Raw genomic sequence first — 15,300 nt, forward strand, 5'->3', positions numbered from 1 at the left:
TCTTATTTAAACGGGAAGCCAAACGCACGCAATAGTGCACGGCCTTCGTCATCTGTACGGGCAGTAGTAGTAACAGTAATGTCCATACCACGGATACGATCAATTTTATCAAACTCGATTTCAGGGAATACAATCTGTTCCTTGAGACCTAGTGAATAATTACCACGACCGTCAAAAGACTTAGGCGAAAAACCACGGAAGTCACGAATACGCGGAATAGTAATAGCGATCAAACGATCCAGAAATTCGTACATCTGGTCACCACGCAGGGTAACCTTACAGCCGATTGGCCATCCTTCACGGACTTTAAAACCAGCAATAGAGTTACGTGCATGCGTTACCACAGGCTTTTGGCCAGCGATTAACGTCATATCAGATACCGCACCTTCCAACAATTTCTTGTCTTGAGTTGCGCCACCCACACCCATGTTCAGGGTAATTTTGGTAATGCGAGGAATTTCCATCACATTTTTCAGGCCTAATTGCTCTTGCAATTGGGCTCTGATTTCTTCGTTGTAACGTGTTTTAAGTCTGGCCATTGCCCATCAACCTATTACTTCGCCACCGCCACTGATTCACCATTTGATTTATAAATACGGGTTTTAACGCCGTTTTCATCAATCTGGTAACCAACACGGTCAGCCTTTTGGGTTGTAGCGTTAAAAACCGCCACGTTAGAAATATGAAGCGCAGCTTCCTGAGTTACGATACCGCCTTCGGCGCCCGTAGCCTGGTTAGCTTTTTTGTGCTTCTTAACCAGATTAAGGCCTTCAACCTTAACACGGTCACCAGTAACAGACAGAACAGTACCCTGTTTGCCTTTTTCTTTACCTGCGATCACGATAACCTGATCGCCTTTTTTGATCTTCGCCATGACTGCCTCTTACAGAACTTCTGGTGCCAATGAGATGATCTTCATGAACTGTTCAGTACGAAGTTCGCGAGTCACTGGCCCGAAAATACGGGTGGCAATCGGTGCCTTGTTGTTGTTTAACAACACGGCAGCATTGTCGTCAAAACGGATCAAAGAACCGTCCGGACGGCGAATACCGAATTTTGTACGAACGACAACTGCGTTCATTACATCGCCTTTCTTGACACGACCACGTGGAATTGCTTCCTTCACGGTCACTTTGATAATGTCGCCAACGGAAGCGTAACGACGATGCGAACCGCCCAGTACTTTAATGCACTGAACACGGCGAGCGCCGCTGTTGTCTGCCACGTCGAGCATCGTTTCGGTCTGAATCATTGCCCTACTCCAAAACCGAGCATCATCGGTCAATTCGAAAGGCGCAAATGCTACCTGAATTTAACCGATGATGCAATAAGAACTAGTTTTGCCCAGCTGTTTCTACAACTTCAACCAAAGTCCAAGCTTTGGTTTTAGAAATAGGACGGCTTTCTTTGATGGTAACGGTGTCGCCAATTTTGGCTACATTGTTTTCATCATGGGCGTGTAACTTCGTGGAACGGCGGATCATTTTGCCATACACAGGATGCTGAACACGGCGTTCGATCAGGACAGTAATGGATTTTTCCATTTTGTCACTAACCACTTTGCCAGTCAGCGTACGTTGAGTAGTTTGTTCGCTCATTGTCCGTTCCCCTGTTTCTCGGTGAGGAGAGTTTTAATGCGTGCAATGGCTTTACGAGCTAATTGCACTTCGTGCGTTTTGCCCAGTTGACCAGTTGCTTTCGCCATACGCAGGCGAAATTGATTTAGTTGTTGCTCATCAAGCGCAGCATTCAACTCTTCAGCCGATTTTTCACGTAAATCTTTGGTATTCATTACATTACCGTCCGAGTCACAATAGCGGTTTTGAACGGAAGCTTGGCTGCTGCGCGTGTAAACGCTTCACGAGCCAGTTCTTCTGAAACCCCTTCCATTTCGTACAGGATTTTACCAGGCTTGATCTCGCAAACCCAATATTCCACGCTACCTTTACCTTTACCCATACGAACCTCAAGAGGCTTCTGGGTAATCGGCTTGTCCGGAAATACGCGGATCCAGATTTTACCGCCACGTTTTACACGACGGTTAATAGCACGACGGGCTGCTTCAATTTGACGGGCAGTAATACGACCACGCTCAATAGATTTTAGCGCAATCGTACCAAATGCGACTGTACTTCCGCGATTCGCCAGACCAGTATTACGGCCTTTATGCACTTTACGGAATTTGGTGCGTTTTGGTTGCAACATGGATTATTCTCCCTTGTCTGCAGCAGCGCGGCCTTCACCACGTCCACGGCCTTCACCACGTCCACGACGGTTTTCACCGTCATTACGGCCTTCGTTACGACGGTCATCACGACCACCGCGACGCTTAGGCTGACGCTCTTCAGCTGGAGCCGGGTTTAATACCTGACGCATACCGCCCAGGATTTCACCACGGAAGATCCACACTTTAACGCCAATCGTACCGTAGGTTGTTTCAGCACGCATGGTGGAGTAGTCAATGTCTGCACGTAAGGTATGCAATGGCACACGGCCTTCACGATACCATTCGGTACGGGCAATCTCTGCACCACCCAGACGACCAGATACTTCTACCTTGATCCCTTTGGCACCAGCACGCATGGAATTCTGTACAGCGCGCTTCATGGCACGACGGAACATCACACGCTTTTCCAGTTGCGAAGCAATGCTTTCAGCAACCAGACGGGCATCAAGATCAGGCTTGTCAATTTCATTGATGCTGACTTGCGCAGGCACGCCCATAATCTGGGTCAGCTCACGCTGCAATTTCTCAATGTCTTCGCCTTTTTTGCCAATCACAATACCAGGACGCGCAGTGCTAATGATGACTTTGGCAGCACCAGTAGGACGCTCAATCAGGATCTTGCTGACCATGGCAGATTTTAATTTCTTATACAAGAAATCACGAACCTGTAGGTCTTTTAGCAAATATTCAGCATAGTTTTTCGGATTGGCATACCAGTTGGCGTTATGACGCTTCACTACACCAAGGCGGATACCGATTGGATGAACTTTCTGACCCATATCAAACCCCTACCTTAACGGTGATGTGACAGGTACGCTTGCTGATGCGATCTGCACGACCCTTAGCACGCGGTAAAATGCGTTTTAAGGTAATGCCTTCATCTACATAGATTGTAGAGACTTTTAGATCATCAACATCCAAGCTATTGTTGTGTTCTGCGTTCGCAATTGCAGATTCCAGTGCTTTTTTGACCAGAACAGCTGCTTTTTTATTGCTGAAAGACAGAATTTCGAGTGCGCGTCCAACCGGCTTGCCACGAACCAGGTCAGCGACCAGGCGAGCTTTCTGGGCCGAGATGGCCGCACCGCGTAATTTAGCAGTTACTTCCATTTTGACACCTTACCGTTTGGATTTCTTGTCAACACCGTGACCGCGATAGGTACGGGTTGGCGCAAATTCACCAAGTTTATGACCAACCATGTGTTCAGTGATAATCACAGGAACATGGTTACGACCATTGTGAACAGAGAGGGTTAGACCCACAAAGTCCGGCAGAATCATCGAGCGACGTGACCAGGTTTTGATCGGCTTGCGAGAGTTTGCAGCTACAGCAGCTTCGACTTTGGCAAACAGATGCGCATCGACGAACGGGCCTTTTTTCAGAGAACGAGGCATATTCTAATTCCTTACTTGACGCGACGATCACGGATGATCATGTTAGTCGTACGCTTGTTGCTACGAGTCTTATAACCCTTGGATTTTTGACCCCAAGGACTTACTGGATGCATACCCTTGTTGCGGCCTTCACCACCACCATGCGGGTGATCAACCGGGTTCATTGCCATACCGCGAACGGTAGGACGAACACCACGCCAGCGGCTTGCACCAGCTTTACCCAGTGAGCGCAGGTTGTTTTCTGAGTTGGAAACTTCACCCAGAACTGCACGACACTCGATATGCACTTTGCGCATTTCGCCAGAACGCAAACGGATGATTGCGTAGCTACCGTCACGACCCAGCAACTGAACAGAAGTACCAGCAGAACGTGCCAATTGCGCGCCTTTACCGATTTTCAGTTCCAGATTATGCAGGGTAGAACCCAGTGGCATGTTGCGCAGCGGCAAGCAGTTACCAGTACGGATGGGCGCATCATTACCTGACTGTACACTGTCACCCACATTCAGGCCTTTAGGGGCGATGATGTAGCGACGTTCGCCATCAGCATACTTTAACAGTGCGATGTGGGCGGTACGGTTAGGATCGTATTCAATGCGCTCAACAGTGGCTGGAATGCCATCTTTGGTACGTTTGAAGTCAATAACACGGTACAACTGCTTGTGACCACCACCTACGTGACGTGTGGTGATATGACCGTTGTTATTACGGCCACCAGTTTTTTTCTTATTTTCAGTCAACGCGGCTAAAGGGCGGCCTTTGAACAGATGTGGATGAACCACTTTCTCTACAAAGCGACGTCCTGGAGACGTTGGTTTACATTTTTGAATAGGCATAATTTTCGTCCTTACTCCGCTGTGCTCTCAGCGGTATCGCCCAAGTCAGCCATTTGAACATCCTGGCCAGCTTTCAGGGTGACGTATGCTTTTTTGCTGTCGGAACGACGTCCAACAGTACGACCAAAGCGTTTGGTTTTACCCTTCTGGTTTAGTGTGTTCACAGATTCAACCTGAACACCAAAAAGAGTTTCAACCGCTTTTTTAATCTCAAGCTTGGTGGCATTGACGTCAACTTTAAAAACCTGAACGCCAAGGGTGTCACCCAGTACCTGAGCTTTTTCCGAGTAGTGTGGTCCTTTTAGGACTTGATACAAGCGTGCGTTATTCATCCTAGTTCTACCTCAAGTTTCTTGGCAGCATTTACGGACATCACAACTTTATCAAACGCGATCAGGCTAACCGGATTAACTGCAGCAGCATCCACCACGTCAACGTGAGGAATATTGCGTGCGGCCAGATACAGATTTTCATCTATAGCATCAGTCACGATTAATGCACGAGTTGCATTCAGGTCGTTTAGTTTGCCAAGCAATTCTTTGGTTTTAGGTGCAGATACAACAATATCTTCAACCAGTACCAAACGTTCCTGACGAACCAGTTCAGCCAGAATACATTGCATCGCACCACGATACATTTTGCGGTTTACTTTTTGAGACCAGTCTTGAGGACGGGCTGCAAAAGTTTTACCACCACCACGCCAGATAGGGCTACGAATAGAACCCGCACGTGCGCGACCAGTACCTTTTTGTTTAAAAGGTTTTTTACCGCCACCAGAAACTTCAGCACGAGATTTTTGTGCTTTAGAGCCTTGACGAGTACCTGCCAGATAAGCAGTTACTACTTGGTGTACCAAGGCTTCATTGAATTCTCTGCCGAAGGCAACGTCGGACAGCTCAACAGCTGCACCAGAAACAGTCTTCAGATTCACGTTAATATCCCTCAGGCCTTGATGGTAGGACGAACGATAACGTCGCCACCAATCGAACCGGGTACAGCACCTTTAACCACCAGAACAGAACGTTCAGCGTCAATAGATACCACTTCAAGACCTTGTACGGTTACACGCTCGTCACCCATGTGTCCGGCCATTTTCTTGCCTTTGAACACGCGACCAGGTGTCTGGTTTTGACCAGTAGAACCATGTACACGGTGAGAAACCGAGTTACCATGAGTTGCATCTTGTGTGCGGAAGTTCCAGCGCTTAACACCACCCTGAAAACCTTTACCTTTGCTCTGACCAGTAACGTCAACGATCTGACCTACTGTGAACACGTCCACACCGATAGTGCCGCCAACTTCACGACCATCAAGGTCTGCTTCATTAACGCGAAACTCTTTCACAACACGACCAGCAGCAACGCCAGCTTTTGCATAGTGACCTTTCTGGGCGTTGGTTACGCGAGAATCGCGACGTTCGCCAGTGGTAACCTGCACAGCTTGGTAGCCATCAGTATCCAGTGTTTTGATTTGAGTAATACGGTTTGGATCGACTTCGATCACCGTGACTGGCACGGAGACGCCGGCTTCTGTGAAGATACGGGTCATACCGCACTTACGACCGACTAGACCAATAGCCATTTGTTTAACCTCTTAAAAAGCGGCTTGTTGAGCAGTTTTGCTGTTTAAAAGCATTTAGTTGCATCAACTTACCGAAAGCCTTAACACTACACCAACTAATCGAGGATTAGCCCAGTGCGATCTGTACGTCTACACCAGCAGCAAGATCAAGTTTCATCAGTGCATCAACTGTTTTATCAGTTGGCTGTACGATATCAACCATGCGCTTATGGGTACGGATCTCATACTGATCACGCGCGTCTTTGTTAACGTGCGGGGAAGTCAGTACGTTAAAGCGTTCGATGCGAGTAGGCATCGGAATCGGGCCGCAAACTTGCGCACCAGTGCGCTTAGCGGTCTCTACGATCTCCTGGGCAGATTGATCAATCAGACGATGATCAAACGACTTCAGGCGGATACGGATTCTCTGGTTAGCCATACCAGTTACTCCAAGCCAAATAATAAAGAATCACCCTTGACGCGCCTCGGCAAAGAGGGTCAAAGGCAGTGAAAATCACTAAGGTCGAGAACGATGCCCCGACTGTGGTGGCTGGTTTTGACAAGCAAAACACAGCCGCTTGAGAAACACGAGTTTCTCGAAGGCTGGCTATTGTATGGATAAACTGGCTTAAAAGCAAGCAATCTTATGTAGGCTGTACGTTGTTTTTGGCGGGTTGCAAGGCAGCCGGTTTTTGATGGCGCGCAGTGGCTTGCAGCACAAAATCGATGGCACGATTCAGCATGATATTGGCAGGCTTGAACACATCCAGTGAGGTATCCATGAGTTCATGGAATGACTGGATATACGTGCCGTCCTTGTTTTCCATGTCAGGCTTTTCTTCCAGAAACAGGGCCAGATTGATAGGCGTGATTTCCGGATGAAACTGAAAGGCCAGTACATTGTGTTGGTACTGATAGGCCTGCTTTGAACACGCTGCACTACCAGCCAGCAGCACTGCTCCTTCGGGTAGCTCAAAGGTTTCGTTATGCCAGCTTAGGGCAATCAGGTCGTCAGGGAAATCAAAGATATGCTGTGAAGGGTCATGCTGCGCGGCACCATCGACCTTAAAAATAGACCACCAGCCAATTTCTTCATACTTGTTTTTATGAATGGGGGCGCCCAGGCTGCTGGCAATGAGCTGCCCACCCAGACATAAGCCAATAATCGGCTTGTCCTTGGCCATAAAGTCACGAATCCACTGTTTTTCCTGCTTTAGCCACGGATAGGTGGCTTCATCGTTGACACTCATGACCCCGCCCATAACAATCAGCAGGTCAATCTCATCGGTACTGGGCAGATGACTGGCCTGCTGCCCTTTTTCCAGTGCAAAAAATTCGGTGTGGCTGAGTACAGCGCCTTTTTGTTTCAGGTAATGCTCCGGGCTGCCATAGCCTTCATGCAAGATGTGCTGGAAATAATGGACCCGTAGTGCTGTCTGCATCAGTTTTCCTCCGGCTGCTTAGTTAGATGTCTGAACTCATGACTAAAACGATCATTAGAACATGAGCCATTTTGTGACTGTGTTATCTTTACAGACAAAACCGTTGCCAAATTGCAGCCTATTCTTAATGTTGTTTTCTGTATGGCCCACAAAAATAAAGCACGGTTAAGCTTGCCAGAACAGCATTCTTTATTTAGCGTGCAAACATATATTGCCTTATGGATTTGCCATGCCGGATTCAGCCAGACCAAAAACCAGCATCCTAGCTGACATTCATGCAAGCACCCGCCTGATTCACCCTAATAAACAGGTTCCAGAAGGTTTTCGGGGTGTACAACCTGCCGTGTACCGTGCCTCTACCGTGTTTTTTGAATCTACACAGGCCATGCGCCAGCGTAACTGGCAGGATGATTATGACTATAGCTACGGGCTGCATGGCACCCCAACTACCTATGCACTGGCTGACCGGATTGCCGCACTTGAAGGGGGTGAGTACTGCATTTTGGCCCCCAGTGGTTTGTCTGCCATTAGCCTAGTGAACTTTACGTTTTTGCAGCAAGGTGATGAAGTTTGGCTACCAGATAATATTTATGGCCCCAACAAGGATTTGATCAAGCAGCTTAAGGCGCAGTTTGGGATTGAATATTACCTGTATGACCCGCTGGATGTCAGCAGCTTTAAGCCTACGCCCAAGGCTAAACTGATCTGGCTGGAAGCGGCCGGGTCGGTGACACTGGAATTTCCCGACCTGTGCGGGCTGGTAAAAAAGGCACAGGCGGCCAATATTCTTACCGTACTGGATAATACCTGGGGTGCCGGGCTGGCTTTTTGTCCGTTTGATTTTTCGGTTGAACACTTAAGTGTGGATATCAGTGTGCATGCCTTAACCAAATATCCCAGCGGGGGTGCCGATGTACTGATGGGCAGTATGGTGACACGGCAACGTAAGCTGCATCTGGCGCTATTGCGTACCCACGCCTTACAGGGAATTGGCATTGGTGGCGATGATGCAGAGCGGATTATTCGCAGTCTGCCCAGTATCCAGCTGCGTTATGCCCAGCAGGATGACAATACCCGGCAACTGGCAGACTGGTTAAGCCAGCAGGATTGCTTTGCACACGTGCTGCACCCTGCCCTGCCCGATGCCGCAGGACATGCATTTTGGCAACAGGTGTGTGGTGTCAGCAATGGCGCAGCCGGACTAGTGAGTGTGCTGTTTAAGCCAGAGTTTTCACTAGAGCAGGTTGATGCATTTTGTGATGCCTTACAGCTATTTAAACTGGGTTATAGCTGGGGTGGCCCAGTGAGTCTCGTAATGCCCTATCAGTTAAATTCCATGCGGCAAATTAGCCCAACCTATAATGGTGTACTAGTTCGCTTTTGTATTGGACTGGAGCATATTGAAGACCTTATTGCAGACATTAACCAAGCACTTTACAAATTATTAATATAATTTTTTCAAATGGTTAATTAAATTTTACCAATCACTTAAAGAAATTATGGGATTAAATATTGACAACAGGATTTCATAAAATGTATTTTATATACATCTTATAGCACAGCCAGAGATGCTTGCCATGTTAACCCAGAGCCAAAAAGATCTTGTTAAAGCCACTGTTCCTGTATTGCGTGAACATGGGGTTGCCTTAACCAGCTATTTTTATAACCGGATGCTGACCAATAACCCGGACTTAAAAGAAACATTTAATCTGGCACATCAGCGCAGTGGCGCTCAGGCTCAGGCTTTGGCAGGCGCCGTACTGGCCTATGCCGAGAACATTGAAGACCCGTCTGTACTGGCTCCTGTGATTGAACTGGTGGCCCATAAGCATGTGAGCCTGAATATTCAGGCCCCGGATTACAATATTGTGGGTGAAAACCTGCTGCATTCCATTAGCGAAGTGCTGAAAGTACCGATGGAAGATGAACTGATTGCAGCATGGGCAGCGGCTTATGGGCAACTGGCCAATGTCTTTATTGAAACTGAACAAAAGATTTATCAGGAACATCAGCAAACCCAAGGCAGCTGGCTGGGCTGGCGCACCTTTAAAATTGCCAAAAAGGTCAAGGAAAGCAGCGAGATTACCTCGTTCTATCTGGTTCCCAGCGATGGGGGCAAACTGCCACCGCATCAGGCCGGACAATATATTTCGGTACGGGTGACTGTGCCTGAGCTGGGTCACAAGCAGCCTCGCCAGTACAGCTTATCGGATAGCCCGCGTGCGGATCATTTGCGCATTTCAGTAAAGCGTGAAGAAGCCCAAGGTGACAAAATTGGCGGCTGGGTATCCAATACCCTGCACAGCCTGCAGGAAAATGATGAGATTGAAGTCACTGCACCAACTGGTAATTTCTTCCTGTTTGATAGCACTAAGACCAATGTACTGATTAGTGGCGGTGTGGGCTTAACCCCAATGATTGCCATGCTGAATCATCTGGTGAGTCTGGACATGCCAAAGCCGGTACACTTTATTCATGCCTGTCGTGGTAGTCAGGTGCATGCCATGAAGCAGCACTTGCATGACTTAAAAACCCAGCAGCCCAATTTAAGCCTGTGGACGGCCTATGAGCAGCCGCAGGACAGTGATGTGCTGGGTCAGGATTACCACTGTGCCGGCCGTTTGAATCTGGCCGAGTTGCCTGCTGAACAATTGCCGGTAGATGCCGATTATTACCTGTGTGGTCCGATACCGTTCATGCAGGAACAACATAAGGCACTGGTGGCACGCGGCATTAAACCTGAACAAATCCACAGTGAAGCCTTTGGCACTGGCGGGGTACACTTTAGCTAACAGTGTCTTCGCTTCTGATATTAAGCACAACTGCACTTTAGCGGATGGTGATTTAGTTATTCTGCGAGCAAGGGTTAATCTGTGATAGGATTAACCCTTGCTTTTATGTTAAGCAACCTATTTTCTGTTTCTGTGTAATTTTAGGCTTGTGTACCTGAATCATGCAATTAAACCGGTTTACCGATCTTGGCTTGCGGGTACTGATTTACCTGACCCAGCCGGCCCGCTCAACCCCCTTTACCATCAGTGAGATGGCAGAGGAGCTTATGGTGTCGCATAACCATCTGGTGAAGGTAGTGCACTTTATGGGCAAGCAGGGCTGGGTACAAACCACGCGCGGTAAGGGCGGCGGCATTAGCCTTGCGCGGCCTGCCAGTGAATACCGCATGGGTGAGGCGATTAAAATGCTGGAAAAAAACACCCAGAACCAACTGGTGGATTGTCACACAACGCCCTGTACCCTCATCAATATTTGTATCCTCAAGCCGGCACTGGATCAGGCCTTGCAGGTGTTTTTTGACTATCTGGATCAATACACACTGGCAGACATGATTAAAACACCGCTGCATCAAGCCATTAAGCACGATAACCGCATTCCGGTGCTGGACTTGCTGCTGGCGCAATAGCGATGACCTGATCATTTGGACCGAGCAAGGCTAACCCAATCACCACGACAGGCCACGAAGAAAAAACACAGGCCGTGCAAAAGGCTTTATACTGCACCCAGATGATTTCTCACCTCATACCATCCCAGATAACACTCTCCTAGATCATTAGAGCCCTGTTTGACTATGCGCCCTAAAGCCAGAATACCCAAGTTTCAGCGTCACGACTTCAAGCCGATTTCTTACGCCAAAAAAGAAGATACGGCCACCTCTGCCTATGCCAGCAGCGCCCTGAACTGGTTGCGCAAGGCCGAGTTTTTAATGAGCGCACCCAAGCTGAACCTGTGTGTGGAAGACAGCGGCTTTGAGATTGCCTTTGCGGGCCGCTCCAATGCCGGCAAGTCCAGCGCCATTAACTGCATTACCGATCAAAATCAATTGGCGCGCGCATCCAAACGTCCGGGTCGTACCCAGATGATCAACTTTTTTAGTCTGGGCAATCCCGACCAGCGTCTGGTTGATTTGCCCGGCTATGGCTATGCCGCCGTACCGGAAGAAATGAAAAAAGTCTGGCAAAAAGAGCTACAGAATTACCTGATTGAACGCAAAAGCCTGACGGGTCTGGTACTGCTGATGGATGTGCGTCATCCCTTAAAGGACTTTGACCGCATGATGCTGGAATGGGCCAAAGATCGTAACCTGTTTGTGCATATCCTGCTGACCAAAGCGGACAAGCTCAATCGTGGGCCAGCCAGCACTGTATTGCTGGAAGTGAAAAAAGAACTCAAAAAAATGAAGCTGGATTTTTCCATTCAGCTGTTTTCATCGTTAAGCAAGCTGGGTCTGGAAGAACTGGCCATGGTGATGGCTGGCCGCCTGAACTATGTGGTGGATGAGAATGGCAAGCCGATTAATCCGATGGAAAATACCCTGGATATTCAGGAAATCAGCTTGCTTCATCCCGATATTAATAGTGATGCCTCAGGGCTTGAAGGCATTAATATTGACGATATTCCCGAAGTGGGTGATGAGGATCTGGATGAGTAAACGATAGTGTATGAAAATGAAATAGATACTTTAATATTTATTTCATTTCTCATCGCTCACTCTCCCCTATCATCTCAATGACCCACACTTCCGATTGTGATCCCAAGCGAAACGGGACGCCCCAAAAGCCAAAACCTGAGCTGACCACCACATGGGTATTGCGGATTTTCTTATAGCCATACGCCACAGTATTTAAGTATTTTACAATAAAATTGGCGGGGAAAATCTGCCCATTGTGAGTATGGCCGGATACCTGCAAATCAACCGGTAACTGGCTGTTTTCATGAATACCACTGGGCCGATGATCCATCACAATGATGGGTTGATTCAGGTTTGCAGGCATTAATTCCGTGGTGGCTTTGCGATTGCCCACCATATCATCCAGTCGTCCGGCCAGCCAGACCTGATTATTGACCAGCACGCTTTCATCAATCAGCACCTGTACACCGGCCTGCCGCAGTGCATCAGTGATTTGTGCCCGATTGCCATACAAGTCATGGTTACCCAAGGTGGCATATACACCAAGCGGCACCTGATCCACCAATTGCTGCAAGTTTTTCTGCATCTGGCGGGCCTGATAATGCTTAATGTCATCATCCATAATATCGCCCGGCATCAACAGCAGCTGCACTTTTTCACGCTGAACAATGTCACTTAGTTGATCCAGTTGCCGGTTGCCCACCAGCAGGCCCAAGTGCAAATCCGAAACCATGCCAATGCGTAGCGGTGTGTCTAATGGTTTGGTAGTAGTAATACGTAGCCTGCGCACAATAGGGCTATACGCGTTATAAATGCTGAGACCAACCAGCCCTGTAAAGCCCAGTACCATTAGCAGCAGTACGCCATAATTCTGGTAAAATGGCTGTTGATACAGGGCATCCATGCCATAGCCAAGCATGATGTTGACTAGTACCACGGCAATGGTGGTTAAAATTACCAGCCACAATAGCGTCAGCCATGTCATGGCAATTTTAAGACCCAAGCTAAAAATCCGCAGGATCGCTACCAGCAATAAGCCATTGCTGATGGCAAACAGGCTCCATAACAGATACTGCGCCAGTTGCGGGCTTAACATACTGGCAAAGCCCCAGCGCAAGCCCTGTGCTGCGGCATAAGTAAACAGCTCAAACAATACCACCAGAATTCCTACAAACAGCCAGCGCATGCATTTTCTCTTGTTAAGGTTTTAAATCTGGAACATCTAGGACTTGCGATTTCGCTCCATCGCCAGCGTAGACACTTCAAAGCCCAGTTTCTCAAAAAAATTGGCTGAGCCTTCACGTCCTGCACGCAGTACCCATGTTGCATTGGGTGCGCTATTGATCACAGCCTGCACCAAATCACGGCCCATCCCCCGATTGCGATGAGCTGGCGCAACCACCAGCATGGAAATATAGCCATTCGACAAGCCATCGGTGATTGCACGAATATAGCCAATCACCTACCCCTCATGTAGCGCAATAAAGTTACATGACGAGGCATTCACCAAGGCGTCAAACTGCTCAAGGCTGGTAATCCGCTGCGACCAGCCATTGTCCTGTAGAAGCGCATACGCGGCCTGCCGGTAAGCGACATCACATTCATCTGCTGTTAAGCTGCGTATTTCGGTTTGCATGGGTTTATACTCAGTGTTTGCCTTTCATTGCCGAGGTTAATCATGCAGGCCACGACATTTTCAGAGGCTGAAAAAAGCCTGATTGTGGAAAAAATCCAGCGCTACTTCAATCAAGAGTTAGGTCAGGATATTGGTGGCTTTGATGCTGAATTCCTGCTGGATTTTTTTGCTGTGGAAATTGGTCATTTCTTTTATAACCGCGGACTGTATGATGCCCAAGCCATCTTAAGCCAAAAAATGGATGACCTGAGCGATGCTATTTATCAACTGGAAAAACCTACTGATTTTTCAGCGCGCTAACTTATATTAATCCAGTGGCGGCGAAGGTGTGGTTTGAACTGCTGCTGTACTTTGGGTTGCTGCGTTGTCCAGTCCGGCAAAACGCTGTACCACCACACTAATCATCATATCGCCCTGCACATTTACCACGGTGCGCACCGTATCCAGAATACGGTCAATGGGCAATAAAATCGCCACGGCTTCAGCAGGTAGGCCCACTGATTGCAATACCATAATCATGGTCACCATACCGGCACTGGGAATGCCCGGTGCGCCAAGGGACGCAATCATGGCGGTCAGGCACACAATAACCTGCTGGCCAATGCTTAAATCCATTCCCACCAGATTGGCAATAAACAAGGCGGCCGCCGCTTCATACAATGCCGTGCCATCCATGTTCATTTGTGAACCCAGCGGGACTACAAAGCCCACCACGCCCGGATTAACCCCCAGATTTTGCTCGGCACAGCGCATGCTCACCGGCATGGTGGCTGAGCTGGAACTGGTTGCAAATGCAGTAATCAGTGCAGGCCGCGCTCCCCGAAAAAATCTTAGCGGCGACATTCTGCCAAAAATCCATAACAGGGCGGGCAGCACCACCAGACCATGAAAAATAGTACTGCCAGTCACCACCACAGCAAATGTGGCAAGACTGCCCAGTACATCCAGACTTTCGCTGGCAATCAGTTTGGCCATTAAGGCAAAAATACCAATGGGTGCCAGCCACATAATCCAGCTAACTATTTGCATAATGAGCTGAAATGACTGTTTAAAAAAACCATGAATAACCTGATAGCGCGGGCCACCAGCCACCAGTGCCGCACCAACCAGCAAGGCAAACACCACCACGGCCAGTACATTATTTTCCGCCATGGCCTTAAAGGGATTTACCAGTACGCCATTAATAAACTGGCCAATAAACTCAGAGGGAGAAAACTGCTGCTTGACCTCAAAGCCACTCATGGCCTGCTGGAACAGCTCAATACGCAAGCCCTGCCCCGGCTCAAACAGGTGTGCACAGATAATTCCCAAGCTTACCGCCAGCGTGGTGGTGGTGAGACAACACAGCAGCGTGACTTTCCATACCCGGTGGATTTGTGCATGCGCCTGCAAATTGGCCACACCAACCACAATAGAGGTAAAAATCAGTGGAATTAAAATGAGTTTAAGCAGGCCAATAAAAATACTGCTGGCAATGCCCAGACCATACATGCTGGCCTGATAAATGACAGAATCAGCAGCAAGCTGGGTAAGCAGTACGCCAAAAACAATGCCCAGTAACGCAGCAACAAAAATTTGGGTATTTAATGATTTTATCCACGGCATGGCATAGACCTATCGCATAAACCAGTGTTTAGCTTTTAAAGTATGCAGGCATCATGGCGAGTTTTGGCTGAGCTGTAAAATATTTTTTTGCTGCAAAGTTTTTATGGTGATCCTTTAAAAACAATAAAAAAGCCATTCCGGTGAACTCAGGAATGGCTTTTTAAAATTATTAGCTG

At 48.2% G+C, this 15,300-nt stretch carries 24 protein-coding genes; 5 read left to right on the plus strand and 19 right to left on the minus strand.

Features of this window, described 5'->3' with window-relative positions; translation table 11 throughout:
• Positions 1–2: 2 nt before the first annotated feature.
• The 15 genes from rplE to BKE30_RS05480 form a co-directional block, all read right to left on the minus strand.
• Positions 3–539: a 50S ribosomal protein L5 gene (rplE, locus tag BKE30_RS05415; protein WP_076877592.1), complete on the minus strand. Its 537-nt coding sequence runs from the start codon at positions 537–539 to the stop codon at positions 3–5.
• Between the two features lie 14 nt (positions 540–553).
• Complete coding sequence (gene rplX, locus BKE30_RS05420; RefSeq protein WP_026472343.1) at positions 554–874, minus strand: 50S ribosomal protein L24; 321 nt, start codon at positions 872–874, stop codon at positions 554–556.
• 9 nt (positions 875–883) lie between these two features.
• On the minus strand, positions 884–1,252 hold the full coding sequence (rplN, locus tag BKE30_RS05425; protein WP_005018345.1) for a 50S ribosomal protein L14: 369 nt from the start codon (positions 1,250–1,252) through the stop codon (positions 884–886).
• An 82-nt stretch (positions 1,253–1,334) separates the two neighbouring features.
• Positions 1,335–1,598, minus strand: a complete 264-nt coding sequence (gene rpsQ, locus BKE30_RS05430; protein WP_076877593.1) for a 30S ribosomal protein S17 — start codon at positions 1,596–1,598, stop codon at positions 1,335–1,337.
• Positions 1,595–1,792, minus strand: coding sequence for a 50S ribosomal protein L29 (rpmC, locus tag BKE30_RS05435; RefSeq protein WP_076877594.1), 198 nt, complete (start codon positions 1,790–1,792; stop codon positions 1,595–1,597). The genes rpsQ and rpmC overlap by 4 nt, the downstream gene beginning before the upstream one ends.
• Positions 1,792–2,205: a 50S ribosomal protein L16 gene (gene rplP / locus BKE30_RS05440; RefSeq protein WP_076877595.1), complete on the minus strand. Its 414-nt coding sequence runs from the start codon at positions 2,203–2,205 to the stop codon at positions 1,792–1,794. Before rplP ends, rpmC begins: the two co-directional genes overlap by 1 nt.
• 3 nt (positions 2,206–2,208) lie before the next feature.
• The gene (gene rpsC, locus BKE30_RS05445; protein WP_076877596.1) at positions 2,209–3,006 is read right to left on the minus strand and encodes a 30S ribosomal protein S3; all 798 of its coding nucleotides are present in this window, start codon (positions 3,004–3,006) and stop codon (positions 2,209–2,211) included.
• A gap of 1 nt (position 3,007) precedes the next feature.
• On the minus strand, positions 3,008–3,337 hold the full coding sequence (gene rplV / locus BKE30_RS15720) for a 50S ribosomal protein L22 (protein ID WP_026472338.1): 330 nt from the start codon (positions 3,335–3,337) through the stop codon (positions 3,008–3,010).
• A 9-nt stretch (positions 3,338–3,346) separates the two neighbouring features.
• Positions 3,347–3,622, minus strand: coding sequence for a 30S ribosomal protein S19 (gene rpsS / locus BKE30_RS15725; RefSeq protein ID WP_026472337.1), 276 nt, complete (start codon positions 3,620–3,622; stop codon positions 3,347–3,349).
• A gap of 11 nt (positions 3,623–3,633) precedes the next feature.
• A complete protein-coding gene (rplB, locus tag BKE30_RS05455; protein ID WP_076877597.1) occupies positions 3,634–4,458 on the minus strand; it encodes a 50S ribosomal protein L2 in 825 nt (274 codons plus the stop codon).
• 11 nt (positions 4,459–4,469) lie between these two features.
• Positions 4,470–4,790, minus strand: a complete 321-nt coding sequence (rplW, locus tag BKE30_RS05460) for a 50S ribosomal protein L23 (RefSeq protein WP_026472335.1) — start codon at positions 4,788–4,790, stop codon at positions 4,470–4,472.
• Positions 4,787–5,389 carry a 50S ribosomal protein L4 gene (gene rplD, locus BKE30_RS05465; protein ID WP_076877598.1) on the minus strand — a complete coding sequence of 201 codons (603 nt, stop codon included), beginning with the start codon at positions 5,387–5,389 and terminating at the stop codon, positions 4,787–4,789. Before rplD ends, rplW begins: the two co-directional genes overlap by 4 nt.
• 11 nt (positions 5,390–5,400) lie before the next feature.
• A complete protein-coding gene (gene rplC, locus BKE30_RS05470) occupies positions 5,401–6,039 on the minus strand; it encodes a 50S ribosomal protein L3 (RefSeq protein ID WP_076877599.1) in 639 nt (212 codons plus the stop codon).
• Between the two features lie 106 nt (positions 6,040–6,145).
• Positions 6,146–6,457 carry a 30S ribosomal protein S10 gene (gene rpsJ / locus BKE30_RS05475; protein ID WP_026472332.1) on the minus strand — a complete coding sequence of 104 codons (312 nt, stop codon included), beginning with the start codon at positions 6,455–6,457 and terminating at the stop codon, positions 6,146–6,148.
• A 205-nt stretch (positions 6,458–6,662) separates the two neighbouring features.
• Complete coding sequence (locus tag BKE30_RS05480) at positions 6,663–7,460, minus strand: type 1 glutamine amidotransferase (RefSeq protein WP_076877600.1); 798 nt, start codon at positions 7,458–7,460, stop codon at positions 6,663–6,665.
• Between the two features lie 229 nt (positions 7,461–7,689).
• On the opposite strand from BKE30_RS05480, the gene BKE30_RS05485 reads away from it, so the two are divergent.
• The 4 genes from BKE30_RS05485 to yihA all read left to right on the plus strand — a co-directional run bounded on the left by BKE30_RS05485 (position 7,690) and on the right by yihA (position 11,904).
• The gene (locus tag BKE30_RS05485; protein WP_076877601.1) at positions 7,690–8,913 is read left to right on the plus strand and encodes a PLP-dependent transferase; all 1,224 of its coding nucleotides are present in this window, start codon (positions 7,690–7,692) and stop codon (positions 8,911–8,913) included.
• A 124-nt stretch (positions 8,914–9,037) separates the two neighbouring features.
• Positions 9,038–10,252: an NO-inducible flavohemoprotein gene (gene hmpA / locus BKE30_RS05490; RefSeq protein ID WP_076877697.1), complete on the plus strand. Its 1,215-nt coding sequence runs from the start codon at positions 9,038–9,040 to the stop codon at positions 10,250–10,252.
• Between the two features lie 161 nt (positions 10,253–10,413).
• A complete protein-coding gene (locus BKE30_RS05495; protein ID WP_076877602.1) occupies positions 10,414–10,878 on the plus strand; it encodes an Rrf2 family transcriptional regulator in 465 nt (154 codons plus the stop codon).
• A 165-nt stretch (positions 10,879–11,043) separates the two neighbouring features.
• Positions 11,044–11,904: a ribosome biogenesis GTP-binding protein YihA/YsxC gene (gene yihA / locus BKE30_RS05500; RefSeq protein ID WP_076877603.1), complete on the plus strand. Its 861-nt coding sequence runs from the start codon at positions 11,044–11,046 to the stop codon at positions 11,902–11,904.
• 49 nt (positions 11,905–11,953) lie between these two features.
• Here the strand turns inward: yihA and BKE30_RS05505 are convergent, their stop codons facing one another.
• From BKE30_RS05505 to BKE30_RS16315, 3 genes are read right to left on the minus strand one after another with little or no spacing between them, the layout of a single operon-like run.
• Positions 11,954–13,069, minus strand: a complete 1,116-nt coding sequence (locus BKE30_RS05505; protein WP_076877604.1) for a metallophosphoesterase — start codon at positions 13,067–13,069, stop codon at positions 11,954–11,956.
• A 36-nt stretch (positions 13,070–13,105) separates the two neighbouring features.
• Complete coding sequence (locus BKE30_RS16310; protein ID WP_227518348.1) at positions 13,106–13,345, minus strand: GNAT family N-acetyltransferase; 240 nt, start codon at positions 13,343–13,345, stop codon at positions 13,106–13,108.
• Positions 13,346–13,519 (minus strand): hypothetical protein, encoded by a 174-nt coding sequence (locus BKE30_RS16315; protein WP_227518349.1) that lies wholly within the window; start codon positions 13,517–13,519, stop codon positions 13,346–13,348.
• A 42-nt stretch (positions 13,520–13,561) separates the two neighbouring features.
• Between BKE30_RS16315 and BKE30_RS05515 the strand changes: the two genes are divergently transcribed.
• Positions 13,562–13,819 (plus strand): DUF2164 domain-containing protein, encoded by a 258-nt coding sequence (locus tag BKE30_RS05515; RefSeq protein WP_076877605.1) that lies wholly within the window; start codon positions 13,562–13,564, stop codon positions 13,817–13,819.
• Between the two features lie 6 nt (positions 13,820–13,825).
• Here BKE30_RS05515 and BKE30_RS05520 read toward each other — a convergent pair whose 3' ends face one another.
• Positions 13,826–15,124, minus strand: coding sequence for a dicarboxylate/amino acid:cation symporter (locus BKE30_RS05520; RefSeq protein ID WP_076877606.1), 1,299 nt, complete (start codon positions 15,122–15,124; stop codon positions 13,826–13,828).
• Positions 15,125–15,300: the final 176 nt, after the last annotated feature.

It is taken from the genome of Alkanindiges hydrocarboniclasticus (assembly GCF_001982605.1).
Lineage (GTDB): Bacteria > Pseudomonadota > Gammaproteobacteria > Pseudomonadales > Moraxellaceae > Alkanindiges > Alkanindiges hydrocarboniclasticus.